Source organism: Streptococcus sp. 2020WUSS089 (assembly GCF_044427405.1).
In the GTDB taxonomy this organism is placed as follows: domain Bacteria; phylum Bacillota; class Bacilli; order Lactobacillales; family Streptococcaceae; genus Streptococcus; species Streptococcus hashimotonensis.
Genome location: NZ_JAOTGD010000009.1, coordinates 50,521 through 69,820, shown reverse-complemented (window position 1 = coordinate 69,820; position 19,300 = coordinate 50,521). Strand labels below are relative to the sequence as shown.

Annotated in this window: 22 protein-coding genes; 3 read left to right on the top strand and 19 right to left on the bottom strand. The window is 41.4% G+C overall.

What is annotated here, in order from left to right; all coding sequences use genetic code 11:
- Window positions 1-237: 237 nt before the first annotated feature.
- From ODU46_RS07725 to ODU46_RS07670, 12 genes are all read right to left on the bottom strand, one after another.
- Window positions 238-2,013, bottom strand: a complete 1,776-nt coding sequence (locus tag ODU46_RS07725; RefSeq protein WP_398579469.1) for an oligopeptide ABC transporter substrate-binding protein — start codon at window positions 2,011-2,013, stop codon at window positions 238-240.
- 420 nt (window positions 2,014-2,433) lie between these two features.
- Window positions 2,434-2,673, bottom strand: a complete 240-nt coding sequence (gene yidD, locus ODU46_RS07720) for a membrane protein insertion efficiency factor YidD (protein ID WP_024406654.1) — start codon at window positions 2,671-2,673, stop codon at window positions 2,434-2,436.
- Complete coding sequence (locus ODU46_RS07715) at window positions 2,673-3,404, bottom strand: pseudouridine synthase (protein WP_012027615.1); 732 nt, start codon at window positions 3,402-3,404, stop codon at window positions 2,673-2,675. Before ODU46_RS07715 ends, yidD begins: the two co-directional genes overlap by 1 nt.
- Entirely contained in the window at window positions 3,394-3,963 is a 570-nt protein-coding gene (scpB, locus tag ODU46_RS07710; RefSeq protein WP_136628329.1) for an SMC-Scp complex subunit ScpB, read from the bottom strand. The genes ODU46_RS07715 and scpB overlap by 11 nt, the downstream gene beginning before the upstream one ends.
- Complete coding sequence (locus tag ODU46_RS07705) at window positions 3,947-4,666, bottom strand: segregation/condensation protein A (protein WP_024406653.1); 720 nt, start codon at window positions 4,664-4,666, stop codon at window positions 3,947-3,949. Before ODU46_RS07705 ends, scpB begins: the two co-directional genes overlap by 17 nt.
- Window positions 4,666-5,397 carry a site-specific tyrosine recombinase XerD gene (gene xerD / locus ODU46_RS07700; RefSeq protein ID WP_024406652.1) on the bottom strand — a complete coding sequence of 244 codons (732 nt, stop codon included), beginning with the start codon at window positions 5,395-5,397 and terminating at the stop codon, window positions 4,666-4,668. Before xerD ends, ODU46_RS07705 begins: the two co-directional genes overlap by 1 nt.
- Entirely contained in the window at window positions 5,394-5,852 is a 459-nt protein-coding gene (gene cbpB / locus ODU46_RS07695) for a cyclic-di-AMP-binding protein CbpB (protein ID WP_012027618.1), read from the bottom strand. The genes xerD and cbpB overlap by 4 nt, the downstream gene beginning before the upstream one ends.
- Complete coding sequence (locus tag ODU46_RS07690; protein ID WP_024406651.1) at window positions 5,849-6,376, bottom strand: metallophosphoesterase; 528 nt, start codon at window positions 6,374-6,376, stop codon at window positions 5,849-5,851. The genes cbpB and ODU46_RS07690 overlap by 4 nt, the downstream gene beginning before the upstream one ends.
- The gene (locus ODU46_RS07685) at window positions 6,349-7,359 is read right to left on the bottom strand and encodes a nucleoside-triphosphate diphosphatase (protein ID WP_024406650.1); all 1,011 of its coding nucleotides are present in this window, start codon (window positions 7,357-7,359) and stop codon (window positions 6,349-6,351) included. The genes ODU46_RS07690 and ODU46_RS07685 overlap by 28 nt, the downstream gene beginning before the upstream one ends.
- Window positions 7,356-8,150 (bottom strand): glutamate racemase, encoded by a 795-nt coding sequence (gene racE / locus ODU46_RS07680; RefSeq protein WP_398579468.1) that lies wholly within the window; start codon window positions 8,148-8,150, stop codon window positions 7,356-7,358. The genes ODU46_RS07685 and racE overlap by 4 nt, the downstream gene beginning before the upstream one ends.
- An 89-nt stretch (window positions 8,151-8,239) precedes the next feature.
- On the bottom strand, window positions 8,240-8,476 hold the full coding sequence (locus ODU46_RS07675) for a YneF family protein (RefSeq protein WP_012027622.1): 237 nt from the start codon (window positions 8,474-8,476) through the stop codon (window positions 8,240-8,242).
- Window positions 8,477-8,578: 102 nt separating this feature from the next.
- Window positions 8,579-9,826 carry a diaminopimelate decarboxylase gene (locus tag ODU46_RS07670; protein WP_398579467.1) on the bottom strand — a complete coding sequence of 416 codons (1,248 nt, stop codon included), beginning with the start codon at window positions 9,824-9,826 and terminating at the stop codon, window positions 8,579-8,581.
- 134 nt (window positions 9,827-9,960) lie between these two features.
- Between ODU46_RS07670 and pepC the strand changes: the two genes are divergently transcribed.
- Window positions 9,961-11,292 carry an aminopeptidase C gene (gene pepC / locus ODU46_RS07665; RefSeq protein ID WP_015647257.1) on the top strand — a complete coding sequence of 444 codons (1,332 nt, stop codon included), beginning with the start codon at window positions 9,961-9,963 and terminating at the stop codon, window positions 11,290-11,292.
- 49 nt (window positions 11,293-11,341) lie between these two features.
- Here pepC and ODU46_RS07660 read toward each other — a convergent pair whose 3' ends face one another.
- Genes ODU46_RS07660 through ODU46_RS07650 form a run of 3 tightly spaced genes read right to left on the bottom strand, consistent with a single transcriptional unit; the run spans window position 11,342 to window position 13,334 of the window.
- A complete protein-coding gene (locus tag ODU46_RS07660) occupies window positions 11,342-12,043 on the bottom strand; it encodes a Bax inhibitor-1/YccA family protein (protein ID WP_009910586.1) in 702 nt (233 codons plus the stop codon).
- Between the two features lie 21 nt (window positions 12,044-12,064).
- The gene (locus ODU46_RS07655) at window positions 12,065-12,547 is read right to left on the bottom strand and encodes an HD domain-containing protein (protein WP_002942738.1); all 483 of its coding nucleotides are present in this window, start codon (window positions 12,545-12,547) and stop codon (window positions 12,065-12,067) included.
- Window positions 12,548-12,593: 46 nt separating this feature from the next.
- Complete coding sequence (locus ODU46_RS07650; protein ID WP_398579466.1) at window positions 12,594-13,334, bottom strand: TrmH family RNA methyltransferase; 741 nt, start codon at window positions 13,332-13,334, stop codon at window positions 12,594-12,596.
- 130 nt (window positions 13,335-13,464) lie between these two features.
- On the opposite strand from ODU46_RS07650, the gene ODU46_RS07645 reads away from it, so the two are divergent.
- Together ODU46_RS07645 and yidC are read left to right on the top strand one after the other, a co-directional pair.
- Complete coding sequence (locus ODU46_RS07645; protein ID WP_002942735.1) at window positions 13,465-13,746, top strand: acylphosphatase; 282 nt, start codon at window positions 13,465-13,467, stop codon at window positions 13,744-13,746.
- 66 nt (window positions 13,747-13,812) lie between these two features.
- Window positions 13,813-14,727, top strand: a complete 915-nt coding sequence (gene yidC / locus ODU46_RS07640; RefSeq protein ID WP_024406645.1) for a membrane protein insertase YidC — start codon at window positions 13,813-13,815, stop codon at window positions 14,725-14,727.
- Between the two features lie 255 nt (window positions 14,728-14,982).
- Here the strand turns inward: yidC and greA are convergent, their stop codons facing one another.
- From greA to murC, 4 genes are all read right to left on the bottom strand, one after another.
- On the bottom strand, window positions 14,983-15,465 hold the full coding sequence (gene greA, locus ODU46_RS07635) for a transcription elongation factor GreA (RefSeq protein ID WP_002938298.1): 483 nt from the start codon (window positions 15,463-15,465) through the stop codon (window positions 14,983-14,985).
- Between the two features lie 73 nt (window positions 15,466-15,538).
- On the bottom strand, window positions 15,539-17,356 hold the full coding sequence (gene mltG, locus ODU46_RS07630; RefSeq protein ID WP_336375019.1) for an endolytic transglycosylase MltG: 1,818 nt from the start codon (window positions 17,354-17,356) through the stop codon (window positions 15,539-15,541).
- Window positions 17,357-17,427: 71 nt separating this feature from the next.
- Entirely contained in the window at window positions 17,428-17,913 is a 486-nt protein-coding gene (locus ODU46_RS07625; RefSeq protein WP_105136358.1) for a GNAT family N-acetyltransferase, read from the bottom strand.
- 55 nt (window positions 17,914-17,968) lie between these two features.
- Window positions 17,969-19,300: a UDP-N-acetylmuramate--L-alanine ligase gene (gene murC / locus ODU46_RS07620; RefSeq protein ID WP_024378795.1), complete on the bottom strand. Its 1,332-nt coding sequence runs from the start codon at window positions 19,298-19,300 to the stop codon at window positions 17,969-17,971.

Sequence of the window (19,300 nt, the reverse complement as noted above, 5' to 3'; positions counted from 1 at the left end):
TTACTTTGAGACGTCTCAGAGCCAGTAACTTTAGTGTACTCTTTTTTTCAACATTTTCAACCCTAAAAATTCCTTGAATCTGCAGCTTTAGGCAAAAACAGAACTTAGTCTGAGACTAAATTCTGTTAGTGTTATGCAGTTTTCTCAAAGTAACTTCTGGAAGGACGGGAACTAGAACTTACTTTGAGAATTTACCAAAATGAAAAAGGAGAGCAAATAAACTCTCCTTTCTTACATTTATTCTGCTGCAATCCCTTTTTCCGCAGTCAACTCAAGATTTTCATGGCCTGATTTGCTGTCCGAACCAATATAAACGTCGTAATATTTAACACGTTTGTTAACGGCAGTAATACTTTCACGTTCAAAGGTTGGAATTGCAAAGGCTTGTTCGAATGCATATTCTTGCCAAGCTTTGTAATTTTCAATATTTTTCTGTTCGTCAAATGACTCAGCAGAGGTAATTTTATTTAAAAGTGCTGTGTTTTCATCTGAAACGAAGCGAGTATAGTTGTACATAGCTTCAGGTCCCCACAATGATGTTGGGTCTGGATCTAGGCCGGCAATCCAAGCAGCAAGATAGACGTCAATCCCCTCATCATTGGCAGCAATTGATTCATAGAAAGTATTGTACTCAATGGTTCTTCCTGTATAGAGTTCCACATTCAAACCAATTTCTTTCCACCATGTAAGGTATTGCTGTACCATGGTTTCTTGCGTTTCGGTTGATTTCTGTGCTGCAACACTGATGGTAAGTTGTTTTCCATCAGCATCTTCACGCATACCGTCTCCATCAACGTCTTTATATCCTGCCTCATCGAGAATTTTTTTAGCCTTTTCAGGATCATAACTATAACCAGCTAGTTCTGAATCGTGAACATCTCCAAAGAAAGAGATAATTAATGAGTTTGTCGGGTGATACAAGCCGTTATATAATTTCTCTCCAATCACCGCATTGTCCAACGCATATCCCATTGCTTGACGCAATTTAACATTATTCATCTTAGCATTAGGATTGGTCACATTTTTACCGCTGGTCTCATCGTACTTACCAAGATTGAAGCCAATATAATTGTAAATACCATCCAGACTACCTAGCAAAGTAATATTTGATAAGTCCTTGTAAGATTCGTACTGGTCTGTTGGCATATCAGCAATATCATAATTGCCTGCTCTCATTTCTGCAACAATCGTATCTGGTGAAACAATATCAATCCTGTAACTATCTAGCTTAACTTTCCCTTTAAAGTAGTACTCATTTGGTACATAGGTCACCGACTCGCCATTGACAATTTCCTTGACCTTATAAGGGCCCATACCGACAACTTTTGCCGTACGAGAATACTCACTTGATTCCCAGTCTTTGACTGCAATATCTTTAAAAATGTGTTTCGGCATGACTAAATAAGGTACTCCCCCACCAGCATACATCATGGATGGAGACATGTCTTTCACTGAGAAAACTACTGTATAGTCATCAACCTTCTTAACGCCTGAAATTTCACTTGCTGTTCCAGCCTGAAATTCTTCAAAGCCAACTATATTTGTATAGGTAGTGTCTGCACGAACCCCTGTATAGTCTGGACTAGCTAGTTGTTCGATTGTGAAAATATAATCATCGATGGTGAAGGCTTGCCCATCGGACCACTTATAGTCCTTGCCTGTCAAACTAACGGTAACTGTCTTTGCATCTACATCAAACTCTGCCTTAGCAAGGCCTGAATCGTCTAACTTACGAGCTGCATCATATCCAAACATAGAAATATCAACCATGTCTGCAAAGGTTGAGTCTACCGCCGTTTGCGATAATTCATCAATTAAGATACCGGTCGAAGGTGCCGAAGCTACTAAGGCATATTTGAGACTCCCACCTTCGATAGTTTGTCCTTCGTTTGTCACTTCTGAGTTAAATGTCAGAGCAACATCGCTCGTCTTTTCTTTAGTTTGACAAGCTGTTAACGTTGCAATAGAAAGCAGACCGATACCAGTTAAAGCGATGTTTTTCATTCTTTTCATATCTCTACCCCATTTATTTATTTTGAATAGTATAGCACGATTTAGCATAAATATGCAACTATCTGACCAAGAATATTCGCCTTTGAGTACTCTCACTTTCTTCCATTCTAACTAAAAATGATAAAGTATGCAGGTCAAGGCAAACTCCCCTCATCCCTACTGCTTCTTAGTTTTTAATGATAATCCACTAAGCCCAAGACTCAATGAACTCGGATAAGTATAGTATAGTCTTGTTTGTAACAAAAAGGAGAGTCATTTGGTTTATCTTTGATTACTTTGTTAAATGGCAGACTGTACTTCACGATTGCTACCTAGTATCGTAAGTACAATGTTCAGCCTTCAGAGGCTCCCAAACCTTTTGAGAGAGTACTAAAGGCAACCTAAAAACCTATATTTATACAGAACAAAAAGTAGGTTGCCCTACTTCTGCCTATTTCTTTTCAGACTAAACCTGTCCGGCACAGGATCTTCCCCACCTTCCACAAAGGGATGACAGCGACCAATTCGAGCCAACCCCATCAAAAAGCCCTTGAGTCCATGTTTTTGTAAGGCCTCGATCATATAAGCCGAACAAGTCGGACGGTAGCGACAAGAGGGCGGAAAAAGGGGAGAAATAAATTTCTGATAAAATCGGACCAAGCCGATCAAGAGTCTAGTCATTATTTTTTAACTGGCTTAGTAACAGCCAGGGTATGTAACTTACTGATGTCTTTCTTGTTGAGCTTACGGTATTCTCCTGGACGTAGGCCGGTCAAGTCAAGATTACCAAAGCGAGTACGAGACAGCTTATCTACCTGCAAACCGACAGCCTCAAACATCTTCTTAACCTGGTGGTTTCGACCTTCATGGATTGTTAATTCTACAACTGAGCGGTTCTTAACAGGGTCCACCTTGATAATCTCATACACCGCAGGCTTGGTCTTTTTGCCATCAATGACAACACCACGGGTCAAGGGACGCAAGACTTCCTTGTTGGCAACCCCTTTGACACGCGCCAAGTAAACCTTATCAATCTCGTTACGTGGGTGAATCATCTCATCTGTAAAATCACCGTCATTGGTCAAAATCAAGACTCCAGATGTATCCCAGTCCAAACGACCAACAGGATAAATCCGCTCCTTAACTGTTGGCAACAAGTCCACAACCGTCTTTCTTCCCTTGTCGTCTGACACACTAGAAATAACACCTCGTGGTTTATTGAGGAGATAGTAGACCTTCTCTTCGTTATAAATTGGTTGTCCCTCAACCTCTACCTTATCACCCGATTTGATAACTGTCCCTAGCTCACGAACAACCTGACCATTTACAGTAACTAGTCCTTGTTTGATTAGTTCTTCTGCCTTACGACGACTGGCAACTCCAGCATGGGCAATGTATTTATTAATTCTCATTTTCTAACTCATTTCTTTCTACGAATAGCTCTGTTTCTTCTTGAATCAAATCTATTTCAGACACATCAGGCAATTCTTCTAGACTATTAATTCCCATGTAATCCAGGAAATAATCCGTTGTCACATAGAGATTTGGTCTACCAAGAACCTCTTTCTTACCGTTCTCACGAATGAGGTCAAAGGCCTGCAACTTACTGATGGCACCGCTGGAATTGACCCCACGAATATCATCAATTTCAATCCGAGTAATGGGTTGCTTATAGGCTACGATTGATAAGGTTTCCAAAAGAGCCCGTGACATAGTCTGATTGATTGGTGTTTTGGCATAGATTCGCAAAAGATTTGCATATTCTTTTTTAGTAACCAACTTATAGCGGTTGGAGGATTCTAAGATGGCTATGCCTGAGGCTTTGTCTGCCATATATTTCTCACTAAGTTTCTCTAACTGCTGGCTGACAGCTGTCGGCTGCATTTCCAACATCTCTGCCAAATTTCGTAACGTCAAGCCATCCTCACCTGCCACAAAGAGCAGGACTTCGATTTCAGCTAAGCGATTCATCTTCACTCCTTACTAGATAAATATCTCCAAAAGTCTCTGTCTGTTCCAAGACGATTTCATGAACCTTGACCAATTCCAAAGTCGCAAGGAAGATCGTAATCATTTCATTGACATCTTGACTTTCTTGAAAAAGCTGACGGAGTTCAAGACGTGGACCAGTCTCGAAACGACTGCGAACAAAGTCCATCATGTCTTCGATTTTATATTCATCACGGGCAATGGTCGCATGGGACTGACGGAGACTGGCCTGTTTTTCAGCCATGACCTTAGAAAAAGCCAGGAAAATATCAATGACGGTCTTATCCTTGGCTAGCTGAACATCTTCATAAATCAAGTCCAGCTTGGGTTTTGAAAAATAGTTCGCCCGTTCATCATGTTGCTCCCCTAATTTCTCACTGAGAAGTTTGAACTTGCGGTATTCTTCCAACTGATCCAAAAGGTCCATTTCAGGATCATCTTCGGGATCAATTTGCTCAACAACCTTCGGTAATAACCGACGACTTTTGATGACCATCAGCTGACTAGCCATGAGCATATATTCGCCCGCTACCTCTAAACGCATGGCTTGCAAGGTAGCAATGTAGGCTAAATATTGCTCGATAACCTCTGTAATCGGAACCTCGTAAATATCTACTTGATACTTGGACACCAGGTGTAGCAGGAGATCAAGTGGCCCTTCAAAATCTTTTAATTTTATATCCATTATCTAAATTTTTCCAAACTCATGCTTGTTTTCAGTCCCAACTGCTTGGCGATTTGGTCCAAGGATTTTCCTTCGTCTATCTGTTTTAGAATATACTGTTCTCGTAATTTTTGGGCTGTCCAATCAGGCTTGCCAATGGACTGGACAAATTCTGTCAGACGATTAAAGAACCATTGACGAGAATAGGTCTGTCCCTTCTTATCGAAGACATAGCTTCCAGACAGATGAGGCTCCATATAGGGGATCAATTCCTTGGGTAGAGTGAGCACCCGCTTGGTTGCTCCTTTCTCAACTGTCAGGACTTGAAAATCCAGATTGACCTGCTGACTAGTCAGCTCTGCTATTTCACTAGGAGTCAGCCCCAGTAAGGCAATCAAAAGAGCAATCAGTTGCCCATCAAGCCAAGGACTTTCTTGAAAGAGGAGAGTTAAATCCTCACGCTCCAGTTTCTTTTTGACGCTGGCTGGACCTGACATCGTTTGCAATTTATAAAAACGATCCAGGAGATTATTTTCATAAAGAAAGTAGAGAAATTGATTGACCGCTGACATTTTCCTTTTCTGGGCAGCAGGTTTCAAGTCTAGAAGAGACTGCTGATAGACCAAAAGAGACTGTTGGCTAATCTCCCCCTTTGTCACTGTCACAAATTGCTGCAGGTCGTAGGTATAGGACTTTTGGCTGTTGACACTGACCTTTTTGCTCTGGATAAAAGATTCGATCGCCTGCTTCATTTCTTGCCTTCTTTTGATGCTAGGGGGAAATTATGCAAGAGAGCATTGATTGCCTTTAAGATGGATTTTCGTGTAATGATTCCCATAAATTCTCTATTTTCCCCAAGAACGGGTAAGAAAGATTGATCTACTAGCTTGCGCATCACTTCTGTCAAATCATAATCCAGACCAACAGTCTCTTCATCTGTCTTTACAATCACAGAAATATCTCTGTTTAACTCATCATCCGATAGTTCATTTTCAGCTTGATATTTAATGATTTCCGTCAAGCCGATGGTTCCGAAGAAACGACCGTCTTCTGTTACCACAGGTACGCGTGAATAGGTCATGTGACTGAGTAACAGTTTTGCATGGTCAATATTATGCGTATCAATAATCACTGCCAATTTATCCGCTGGTGTCAAGAAAGTTTCTTCCTGGTCCAATAAAAAGGCTTCAAATTCTCTTGCAATCATCTTGAAATATCCTTTGTCAATGCTGGGTAAAGTTGGTGCTGTCGATTGTAGTAATCCACATGGAAGTGATCGTCATAGATGGTCACAAGAGCATAGAGACATTCTCTGACCAAACCACGAGGTTGACTAACGGAGCCAGGATTGAGGAAGAGGGTCTTGCCACGCACTTCGGCATCTGGCACATGTAAATGCCCATATAAACAAATGTCCGCATCCACTTCCTGGGCCCAATAATCCAACCGTTGCCAGCCGTAATTAATGCCATAAAGATGACCATGAGTCTGAGCGATAGTCACACCATCCAATTGAGTAATGAGCTGGTCAGGGTAACCACCAAAGTAGTCGCAGTTACCATTGACAACATATATTCCCTCCCAGAGACTATCTTGACTATCCAGCTCCGAATCACCATTGTGAAAGATGGCATCGACCTTCCTAAGATAATGATGTTTAATATCCTCTACAATCTGTCTATCCCCATGAGAGTCGCTCATGACTAGGATTGTTTTGCTTGCTCCTGCCATACTGGAAATGCCTCCACTAATTTTTCTAGTGCTTGTGCACGGTGGGAAATCTTATTTTTTTCTTCTAAGGTCAATTCTGCCGAGGTCTTACCTGTTTCGCCTACGAGGAAAAGTGGATCATATCCAAAGCCATTTTCCCCACGAAGGTCCATACCGATAAAGCCTTCCCAGTCCGCTTCGACCACCAAACTCTCACGATTTGGAGCAGCCATGACCAGAGTACAATGGAATTGAGCAGAGCGATTTTTCAAATCGAAGACCATGGCCAACTCGTGCAAGAGCTTGGCATTATTGAGCTCATCAGTGGCATCTGGACCTGAAAAACGTGCAGACCAAACTCCTGGTAAACCACCTAAAGCATCAACCTTCAAACCCGAATCATCTGCCAAGACCATCTTACCTGTCAGCTCTGCTATGGTTTCAGCCTTGAGCCGTGCATTTTCCTCAAAGGTCATACCTGTCTCTGCTACATCTGGCAGGTCAGGATAGTTGTTGAGGTTCTCGACCTGGTAACCAAAGCGCTCAAAAAACTTACGGAATTCCTGAGTCTTACCTTCATTTTTTGTAGCAATCAAGATGGTATCTCCCACGCTTGCCAATCCCTTGTCTTGACCGAAGAAATCTGCCGTGCTAACCCCTGCTTGGGGCAGATGAACCAAGAGCAATTTGTCAGCTTCTGTTACCAGAATAGCTCCTTGGTGTTGAAGAACTTTGAACTGGCGATTGTTTAACTCATTCAAAATATCACAGGCAAATTGAAAGAGGGCAAATTCAGACTGAAGTTTGATCACTTCAATGTTAACACACTGGTTGAAGTTGTCATCTTCATAATTACCAGCAATCAGTTTGTCAAACAACTGACCAATCTGGTAAATTTCCTGCTCTCTTCCATTTTCTCCAAAGGAACCAAATAGGTTGGCAAAACTAGCCTTTCCGATAAACCAATTGTGCTCATCTCTGTATTCGTATATCTTGTCTGTCATAGTTCTACATGCTCCACATGAATATCAATGCCCATCCAGCTTTCAGCTATTTCTTTAAAAGCTGCCGGACTAGCTGTTGTGTAAAATCTGTGCTGAATATCCTTTTCGGTTCGGCTGCGGTTGATTTGAAAATAATTTAATAAAACAGAAATATCCCGCGCACACTCTGCACCACTGTCAATCAACTTGACCTCCCTGCCCATGGCATTCTGGATGATGGGGCGAAGCAGAGGATAATGAGTGCAGCCCAAAACCAAGGTGTCCACTTTCCCAACGAGTGGGCGAAGTGTCTCATAAACAACCTTTTTGGCAAGACTGGATTGGTGGCTATTGGACTCAACCAGAGGGGCAAACTTGGGACAGGCTAGGCTGGCTACCTGCGTTTCCGGAGAAAGGGCCTGAATTTTTTCACGATAGATATCGGATTGAATAGTCATAGCCGTTCCTAAGACACCAACCTTACCAGTTTGCGTTGCCTTAATTGCTGCCGATGCTCCAGGCAAGATAACCCCCAAAACAGGAATATCCAACTTTTCCTTGACTTCTTCCCAGGCTACCGCTGTTGCCGTATTGCAGGCAAAAACAATCATTTTTACATTTTTTGTCAAAAGGAAATTGACCAACTGCCAAGTATATTCTCTGATTTGTTCTGCTGGACGGGGTCCATAAGGTGCCCGTGCCGAGTCCCCGATATAAACGATTTCTTCATGGGGAAGTTGGCGCATTAACTCACGCGCAACCGTTAATCCCCCCACACCTGAATCTAAAAAACCTATTGGTCGATTATCCATAATACTGAGAATAGCCAGAAAATCTGACTAGCCTTTCTTTTCTACTCAAAAAATGGGATCTGGGAATGAATATCCCAGTCCCAGTTTGATTATTTTTTCTTGCTTGCCACTTTTTGTTGGCTCTTGATTTGGCGAAGTACTTGTTGTACTTTTGCCTCGCTTGGTTTTTGCCCCATTTGGCTCATCATCAAACGCAAAGCATTTTCATCCAAAATTGGCTTGTCAGCAATGTAGTTTTCCACCTGTCTACGTGACAAGTAAATACCCAAGGCTACACCACCTGCAAATGCCAATACAATCAATAAAATAGCTAAACCTAAGTTCATTTGTCAATCTCCTGACTCTTCTAAAAATAATTCATTCGGAATTGCCCTGCGACAATCTCTTAATGAATCTATTATACCAAATTCAGCAGGCTTTTCCAAGACTTACCTGTCAAATTCAAAACCGTAAATGGTCGCGAAATAGTCCTCTGGTGTTTCAGCACGACGAATCATACGTGCTGTGCCATCCTCCTGTAAAAGAATTTCAGAGGAACGCAGACGACCGTTGTAGTTGTAGCCCATGGAGAAGCCGTGGGCACCACTGTCATGAATGACCAAGGTGTCACCTACTTCTGCCCGTGGTAATTCACGGTTGACCGCAAACTTGTCGTTGTTTTCACAGAGGGAACCTGCCACATCCACCACTTCGATTGGGGCATCTGGGCGCGTGATGTTGGTGATATGGTGGTAGGCACCATAGAAAGCAGGACGCATGAGGTTGGCTGCCGATGCATCGACACCGATATAGGTCCGATAGGTTTCCTTACGATGAAGCACCTTTGTAATCAAGTGACCGTGTGGCGCCAACATAAAGCGACCCAATTCCGTAAAGATTTTGACATGTCCCATACCAGCTGGCGTGAGAATTTCCTCGTAAACCTTTCGAACACCCTCACCAATGACAGCAATGTCGTTTGGTTCTTGCTCAGGACGATAGTTGACCCCAATCCCACCTGATAGATTGATGAAGTCCAAGGTCACACCTGTTTCCTCACGAATTTCCAAGGCCAATTCAAAGAGTTGACGAGCTAAGACAGGATAGTAGTCATTGGTAACAGTATTTGAAGCCAGAAAAGCATGGATCCCAAACTGCTTTACACCCAGTTCTTTTAGCTCCTTATAGCCTTTCATGAGCTGGTCTTTGGTCATCCCAAATTTAGACTCTTCTGGATGGTCCATAATGTCCGTTCCCAGCGAGAAGACCCCACCTGGATTATAACGGAGGCAGACTGTTTCTGGGATACCAGCAACATTTTTCAAAAATTCAATATGTTCGTAAGCGTCTAGGTTGATAGTCGCCCCAACTTTTCTGGCATAGACAAATTCTTGCGCTTGGGTATCATTGGATGTAAACATGATGTCCTTAAAGCCCAATTTTTCACTCATCAGCACTTCTACATCCGTTGCACAGTCCACTCCACAGCCTTCTTCTTGAAGAATTTTTAAAATAGCTGGAGTTGGAGTCGCCTTGACCGCAAAATATTCCTTAAAGCCTTTGTTCCATGAAAAAGCTGCATTGAGGGCACGCGCCTTCTCACGAATGCCTTTTTCATCATACAAATGGAAAGGAGTCGGAAATTGCTCCGTAATGGTCTCTAAAACTTCTTTACTAACAAATGGTGTCTTGGTCATGTCGCTACCTCATTAAATATTTTTCATATTATATCACAAATATGTGAGGAACTGTAGCTTTCAACTCCACCAAATACTTGCAAAATAAATTATGAGCGCTATAATGTGAATATCATTAAAAAAAGGAGTAATATATGTCAACATTAGATTTTGATTTTACAGAACGCTTGTATGCCAATTATCTAGCTAACCCAAGCCTACAGGCAACCGAAAATGCAGTTAGCCACAACGGACTTTTGAAATCCTTAGAAACACGCCAAAGCGCCATCGACAATGACTATGTCTTTTCAATCGATTTGACCAAGGACGCTGTTTCAAACCAAAAGGCTTCTGGACGTTGCTGGATGTTTGCTGCATTGAATACCTTCCGCCACAAGCTCATCTCTGACTTCAAACTGGAAAATTTTGAGCTATCACAGGCCCATACCTTCTTTTGGGATAAATATGAAAAGTCCAACTGGTTCCTCGAACAAATCATTGCTACAGCTGACCAAGAAATTGGTAGCCGTAAGGTAAAATTCTTATTGGATACCCCGCAACAAGATGGCGGTCAATGGGATATGGTTGTTGCCTTATTTGAAAAATATGGTGTAGTACCGAAATCCGTCTATCCAGAATCTATCTCATCCAGTGCCAGCCGTGAGCTCAATCAGTACCTTAACAAATTGCTCCGTCAAGATGCACAAATCTTACGAGACCTCCTTGCCAAAGGAGCTTCCTCGGAAGAAGTTCAAATACAAAAAGAAAACTTACTTCAAGAAATCTTTAACTTCCTAGCCGTCAACCTTGGGCTCCCTCCACGCAGCTTTGATTTTGCATATAGAGATAAAGACAATGTCTATCACCGTGATACAAATGTAACACCTCAGGCATTCTACGAGAAATACGTTGGTTTGAAACTATCTGACTATGTCTCTATTATCAACGCTCCTACAACTGACAAACCCTACAATAAATCTTATACAGTCGAATTGTTGGGGAACGTTGTTGGCGCCCCTGCTGTCCGCTACCTCAATGTAGAAATGAACCGTTTTAAAGAACTGGCTATTGCCCAACTCAAAGCTGGTGAATCCGTTTGGTTTGGTTCCGATGTCGGTCAAAGTAGCAATCGTCAAACTGGTATTATGGCAACCAACACCTACGACTTCTCTTCAGGTCTGGGTATCCATTTCCATCAAGACAAGGCCGGAAGATTAGACTACTCCGAAAGTTTGATGACCCACGCTATGGTCTTAACTGGTGTTGATTTAGACGATAATGAGCAACCTCTCAAATGGAAAGTAGAAAACTCTTGGGGTGACAAGGTTGGTGACAAGGGATACTTCGTCGCATCAGATAGCTGGATGGACGAGTATACTTATCAGATTGTTGTCCGAAAAGAATTCCTCACACCAGAAGAACTAGCAGCTTATCAAGCTCAACCACAAGTCCTTGCCCCATGGGATCCAATGGGAGCTCTAGCATAACAGACGACATATAAAAAAAGAGGGCACCCCTCTTTTTTATATGTCATAATTAGTCTCTACTCAAACCACCAAAGATACGGAGTAAGTTGAGGAAGAGGTTGATGAAGTCAAGATAGAGCTGAAGCGCCATGGATACGACCCAACCTTGGCCAACATTACCACCAGTTTGTTCGAAAACATTGCGGATACGTTGGTTATCATAAGCAATCAAACCTGAGAATACCAAAACAGAAATGATAGACATCATAAAGCTTAGACCTGAGCTACGAAGGAAGATATTAATAACACTTGCAATAATAATTCCCCATAGAGCTGCACGCAATGCCTGAGCCATACCAGAAAGATCCTTCTTCGTTGTCATCCCAATTACAGCCATGATAGCAAACATGAGAGCCGCTGACACGAAGGCGAGTACAACTGTTTCGCTAGTATAGAACATCAAAATCATGCTGATGGTAATCCCGTTTGTTACTGAGTAGGCAAGAAACATTGGTAGAGCCATTGGGCTATTTTTAGCTGCCATTGCTGAAGCAGAAACAACCAAGGCAATCTGACCAATCATAATCAGCATCATGATGATGGAACCTGCACTCAGCAGACTAAGCAATAAAGATTGAAAGACGGTCACAGCCAAGAAAGAAACTAGAGCTGACAAACCAATTCCCATGGCAACCACACCATAAATTTTACCGAAGAAACGGTTGAGGGCGGTATTGTCCACCTGATTAATAATAAATGAATCGTTATTCATACTATTCTCCTTTAAATCATTTTATTGAAACCGAAAGACCTTACGATTTTTCCACTTGTGTTGTAAGGGCAGACTCCACTCTCTCACAGCCCAATACTTATCCACACATGTCACAATCCAAGATTCCTTGTAGCGAGGAGGAGCGATTGTCGCACCAAACATATGCTTCACAATGATGTCTTCTTCTAGTTTATTGAGTTGAATGAGTTTCTGAGCATTGCGTTTAGCAATTCGTGGATGAACCCAAGCATGGCTCTTGTTGAATTTGGTATCTCTCCAATCATAGAAGAATAAATCATGCAATAGACCACCACGAGCTGTTGACTTGGCATCCCAACCAAATTTTTTCGCAATCTTATAGCTTGTATAAGAGACATTGATGGAATGTTCCAAGCGCGTGGAGTAATAATGATGAGGGATTTTCCCCAATTTTTGCACCTTGGGTGTGGCAATCAAGTGCCCCACGTAATGCATGTATTCTTTATCTTGTTTATATGCAACCATTCGTTAACCTCGTTGGAATATTATACCACACTATAGTACACTTGACTTAAATAAAGCTAAACAATAGAATGCCCGCCGCAATGGCTACATTGAGGCTTTCCGCCTGCCCTGGCATGGTAATATGGACAAGTTGATCCGCCTCATCGGCTACAAAAGTTGAAATTCCTTGACCTTCATTTCCCATAACCAAGGCAAAACTCGGATTTGGCGTAACTTCCTTATAGTCAACCGACTGACTAGAGAGGGTTGTTGCCAAGATTTCTATCTGATTGCTTTTTAAAGCAGAAAAAATAGCGGTCATCGGCACCCGATAAACTGGCAAGTGGAAATGACTCCCTTGCATGGAACGCAGAACTTTCATATTGTAAATATCTGCCGACTTATCCGATAGAAATACTCCATCAAAACCAGCTGCATCAGCTGTACGAATCATGGTACCAACATTTCCAGGGTCCTGCACATCCTCCAGAACCAAAAATTTTCCTGTTAAGACATCGGGTAAGGTCTGATTTGGTAAGGACAGTTGAGCTACTACCCCTTGCGGTGTCCGTGAGTCTGCCAAATCCTGCATAATATCTGAACTGACAACTGTTACATTGGATAAGCCAGCAACCCGATGAACATGTTCTTCTGATACCAAGATATGTTCAATAGGTACTTTGGCTGCCAAAGCCTCCTCCAACAAATGCCAACCTTCAATCAAATAAGAAGAAGTACGGTATTTTTTCTGTTGTAATTTCTTAACCTGCTTGACCAAATGATTGGCCTTTGAGCGAATGATCTCCATGAATGCCCCTTTTTCTTTTACTGCTCAGCAATTTCAATTTTCCAACGGCTAAATCAATTATCTTGATTTTTGAACAGTCTTACCCAACCATGATATAATAAAGTAAATGTCTTGTCAAAAGGAGAAACTTATGCGAAAGGTAAAAATGATTGCATCTGGTCGTGTGCAAGGAGTCGGCTTTCGTTGGTCTGTTCAATTTTTAGCTGTGGAAATAGGCGACATCTACGGCAGAGTTTGGAATAATGATGATGGAACTGTCACCATTTTAGCTCAGTCAGATAATGCTGAGAAGCTCAGCCATTTTATCCATGAAATTCGGAAAGGGCCTTCTCGTATGGCCAAAGTCACCTATCTCGATGTCACCCTAGCCAACTTCGAAGACTATAAGGATTTTCAGGTGGCTTATAGATAAAACTTGTATATTTTGAACAAAAAAAGTAAAATAGAATGTATCTTGTAAAAAAAGGAATGTATCATTTTGAAAAAGAATAAACGAATTTTATTAACAGGTCTAGCCCTGTCTACGCTAGTATTTCTATCAGGATGTGTGCAGACAAAGAACGGTGTTCCTACTGGTGAAGGTTGGGTCTACAACTTCCTTGTTGCACCAATGGGAAACCTGATTAAATTCTTCGCGGAAAACCAAGGACTCGGTTTCGGTGTTGCTATCATTATCGTGACATTGATTGTTCGTCTCTTCATCATGCCACTAGGTATTTACCAATCTTGGAAATCAACCTATCAGTCTGAGAAAATGAATTACCTCAAACCAATTTTAGGTCCAATCCAAGAACGCATGAAAAATGCAAGTTCCCAAGAAGAGCAATTGGCTGCCCAACAGGAATACTTTGCTGCTCAAAAACAATATGGTGTCAGCGTATTTGGTGGAATGGGTTGCCTTCCTGTCTTGATTCAAATGCCATTCTTTACGGCACTCTTCTATGCAGCTCGTTACACGGAAGGAATCTCAGAAGCAACCTTCCTTGGCATTGATCTCGGTTCTGCAAGTCTCATTCTAACAGCTATTGCTGGTATCCTCTACTACGCTCAATCACTTCTGATGCAAGTCGGTATGGACGAAGAACAGAAGAAACAAATGAGAGCTGTGGCAATCATGAACCCATTGATGATTGTTATGTTCTCTTGGTCTTCACCTGCTGGCGTTACCCTCTACTGGGTAGTCGGTGGATTTATCGGTCTTGTTCAACAAGCTCTTACAAACTTCATCTTGAAACCACGTATCCGTGCTAAGGTTGAAGAAGAATTTAAAAATAATCCTCCAAAACCATATAAATCAACTATCAAGGATGTAACTCCTAAAGCATCCGCTATCATCGAAGAAAAAACGTCTAAGAAATCAAACCGTAACGCCGGTAAACAACGTTCTAGATAAACAATCGCAACCATCTGTTTCAGATGGTTGTTTTCTTATATAGTATGTTTAGTTTACTTGCTCCAACTATCTGGGAAATAGTTGGAGGTTGGAGATAAGATTTGCGAAGCCAATCTCAGCAATTCGTGTTTCACACTCCAAATATGACCTCTACGACTGATACGAACAGAGTTCGCCTCAGTGCTCGTCGAAGGAATCAAAGAGCCTACTAAACGACTATACAAAAAGAGAGAATCTTACGACTCTCTCCACACCTTATTTCGTTTTTTCAACCTTCAAGATTTTTACATCATAGCTACCAGCAGGTGTTTCAATTGTTGCAACATCTCCTGTTTTTTTACCAATCAAAGCATGGCCAATTGGGCTTTCATTTGAAATCTTGTTTGCAAAGGCATCTGCACCTGCAGCACCAACGATATGATAGACTTCTTCCTCGGTCTCACCAACTTCTTGAACAGTCACAGTCTTACCAATTGCCACTTCATCTGCAGCAACTGCATCACTGTTTACGATTTCAGCATAGCGAATTTTTGTTTCGATTGTTGAGATTTGACCTTCAACAAATGCCTGTTCATCTTTAGCAGCTTCGTACTCAGAGTTCTCTGAAAGGTCTCCGTAAGAACGAGCAATTTTAATACGTTCAACAATTTCTGGTCGACGAACTAGCTTTAGTTCCTCTAGTTCTTTTTCTAATTTTTCCTTTTCTTCCAAGGTCATTGGATATGTTTTTTCTGCCATTTGTCTTTCCTTTTCTTTTATTTTTCATGAAAACAAAATTATGTGGAAAACCACATAATTTTGTTGTAAAAATTTACTCATTATTAAGATGTGCATTTACATACTTAGCAACGTTTTGGTTATGTTCATCAATATTATTTGTAAAGTAAACATTTCCAGTTGTAACATCTGCTACAAAGTAAAGATAGTCTGTCGTGTTGGCATTAATCACTGCCTCGATAGCCGAAAGGCTTGGACTATCCACTGGTCCAGGCATCAATCCTGGTGTCCAATAAATGTTGTATGGTGACTCAATTGATGTATCAATCGCTGCATCTTCTGCCAGAGTTGTTTCTTGACCAAGTTTACCCTGAGCATACAAGATGGCAATATTGGATTGTAGAGGCATTGCTGCATTCAAGCGGTTAAAGAAGACACTTGCAATGTTTCGACGATCTTCATCAGTAGAACCTTCTTTTTCAACCAAAGATGCCAAGGTAAGAACTTCATTTACAGTCAAATTCTTAGCAGCAATCGTTTCATAATATGGTTGTAAACGATTATCCATCGCGGCAATCATTTGCTCAACGAGCTCTTCGATAGTTGTTTCATCGCTGTATTCATAAACCGCTGGGAAGAGGTAACCTTCCAACTGATAAATAACTCCACTATCAGCAGCTGGTAAGCTGGCAAACAATTTTGGATAAGTAGCAACCATTCGATTAATAAAATCTTGGTTGGTCACAGTAGCCATAAATTGTTCTGTGGTAAATGGTGTTTTATCATTTTTATCTTCTGTCTTGGTATTATCTGTAATAGCCTGAGCAATTTGTGTCAGTGTATACCCTTCAACAATCAAAATCTTACCTGCGGCTTCTTTTTGAGCTGTCGGAGTGCCACTTTCTTGAAGTGCTTTGGCGATATCATCCACAGACATATTTTGTTTTAAATTATAAAAACCACTTTGGAAATTATTATAGCTCTTAATTTTAGAGTAGTAATTAAAAATAGTAGCATTCTTAATCAACTTGTTATCAACTAAAATTTTACCAATTTCTAAAGTTGAAGAGCCTTCTGGAATCTCTACCTGAATAGCTTCTGTAGCTTTGGTATTGACTGGTTCCAGACTAGATTTTACCCACATATAGCCAGTAAGACCTGTCACTAGAACCGCCACTACAATAATCGACATGATAACAGAGACAATGCGTTTAGCGGCTTTATCCTGTTTTTTACGACGTTGCTTGTTTGCTCTGTGCGACGATGATCGTCTAGACTGTGTTGGTTGCATCTGCTCTTCTGTCGCTGCAACTGGAGCTACTGCCTTCGTTGCAACAATTGTTTCTTCCAGTGAGATAACCTCTGTATCACCCGTTACAGCTGATACATCTTCCGTTGGAAATTCCAAAAATGTATCTTCCAAAGAAGACTTCTCTGAAAGGACAGGCTCAACTGGTTCGGAAACCAACGAGCTTGATGGAGCCTCATCAAATTCTACAGTATTAGCCGCTACAAGGTTTCGTAGCTCTTCCAAGTTCCGCTCCACCGTATCTTGAGGAACCGGACTTGAAATGACTTCTTTTTCAATCACAAAAGTCTCTGGAGTAGCCAAAGTTTCTGATGTTGACTCTTCAATACTTTCCGTCATCACTTCTGATTCTTGCTGTTCTTCTGGCAAGTATGAATCAGGGAAGGCAATACCTTCTACTTTTACAATTTCAGTCTCTCTATGGGGGGCTTTTTCTTCGGCAAGACTAGGCTGGAGCTCGTTGATAATTTCGTTACGCTTATCAACAAGAACATCCGCTGATTGTTCCGCCAAACGTTTCACCTTCAATTCTTCCAAATCTCGTAAAATTTGATCGCGGAAGCTTGAAGACTGCGTGTTTTTTTCATTCGTATCCTTTGTCACGCTGTTACTCCTTTCACACAGTTACTATACATTATATCTTAAAGGCTTATGAATTGCAAGAACTTCCCTTTCTACAAGGCTTTCCAGTACATATCACTCCACATTTGTCCTCCAAATTGCGACAAGGAGGGGCCAAAGTCTTCAAACTGGTTCATTTCATAGTAGCCAATCAAATACTCCTTACAGGTCAGGGAAACTCCTTCAAATCCTCCCGCTAAAGCCACTTCTTTTATGGCTGCCAACAAAAGTGTCCCCACTCCCTGTCCCTTATAGGTATCCGCTACGGATAGACTGGCAATAGCTAGGTGACTGCCTGTCGGTATATTACTCTCTGTCAAGTAAAAAATATCGTCTGTAACAGTCTGCGAAACAGAAGGACAGGATAATAAATATCCTGCTATTTCCCCATCGTGTTCCATTATTAAACAGGTTTTACTCAAAGCATTCAGATAAATGGCAAGAACAGACTCAGCTATTTGTTCTTCTTTGGAAAAATTGGCATTTTCAATCAAAACAACTTGTTCTAAATCCGAAGGAGTAGCAAAACGAATTTCCATAATTTTCTCCCTTATATAGAGGAAAAACAGGGGCCATAGGCCTCCGTCTTTCTTTTTATTGGACGTTATTTGTAAGATTTGACAAGAGTCTTTCGAAGGAATATTCATAGGACTGAATATCACCAGCTCCCATAAATACATATACTGCATTGTCATGGTCTAAAAGTGGTGAAGTATTTTCAACTGTAACAAGTCCACCTTTTTTGTTGATTTTAGCCGCCAAATCTTCTACCTTAACCTGACCGTTGTCTGTTTCACGCGCTGAGCCATAAATTTGAGCAAGGTAAACTGCATCTGCTCCATTCAACGCATCTGCGAACTCATCAAGAAGCGCAATGGTACGAGTGAATGTATGTGGTTGGAAGATGGCTACCAACTCCTTGCTAGGATACTTCTGACGTGCCGCATCAATGGTTGCAATGATTTCCGTTGGATGGTGAGCAAAGTCATCAATGATAACAGTATCATTGACAATTTTCTCCGTAAAGCGACGTTTGACACCTCCAAATGTCTTCAAGTGTTCTGCAACCAGTTGCAAATCAAAGCCAGCAATATAGAGATTGGCAATAACAGCCGTTGCATTCATCACATTATGCTTACCAAAGGTTGGAATTTGGAATTCTCCCAACTCTTCTTCACCATGGCGAACTTTGAATTGTGAGCCACTTGTAGAAGGCTTCAAGTCATAGGCAACAAAATCATTATTGTCTTCCAAGCCATAATAGTAGATTGGAGCATTTGCCGTGATACGACGAAGTTGCTCATCTTCACCAAAAACGAAGAGAGCTTTTTTTACTTGCTTCGCATAATCATTGAAAGCATTGAAAACATCCTCTAGACTAGTGAAATAATCTGGATGGTCAAAATCAATATTGGTAATGATGCTGTATTCAGGATGGTATGGGGCAAAGTGACGTTCGTATTCATCGGATTCGAACACAAAATACTGAGCATTTGCCGAACCGCGACCAGTACCATCACCAATCAAGAAGGAAGTATCTGTGATATTGCGCATAACATGTGCCAATAATCCCGTTGTAGAGGTCTTACCATGGGCACCAGCAACACCGAGGCTCGTAAAACCTTTCATAAATTCACCTAGAAATTCATGGTAGCGTTTGTAGGTATAGCCTTGGGCATCAGCATAAGCGATTTCCACATTGTTATCTGGACGAAAAGCATTACCAGCAATCAATTCAACATCTGCTGTAATATTTTTCTCATCAAATGGTAAAATCTGAATCCCAGCTTGTTCAAGCCCGCGTTGTGTAAAGTAGTATTTCTCTACATCACTACCTTGAACCTTATGCCCCATTTGATGCAACATAAGAGCAAGTGCGCTCATACCTGATCCCTTAATTCCGATAAAATGATAGGTTTTTGTCAT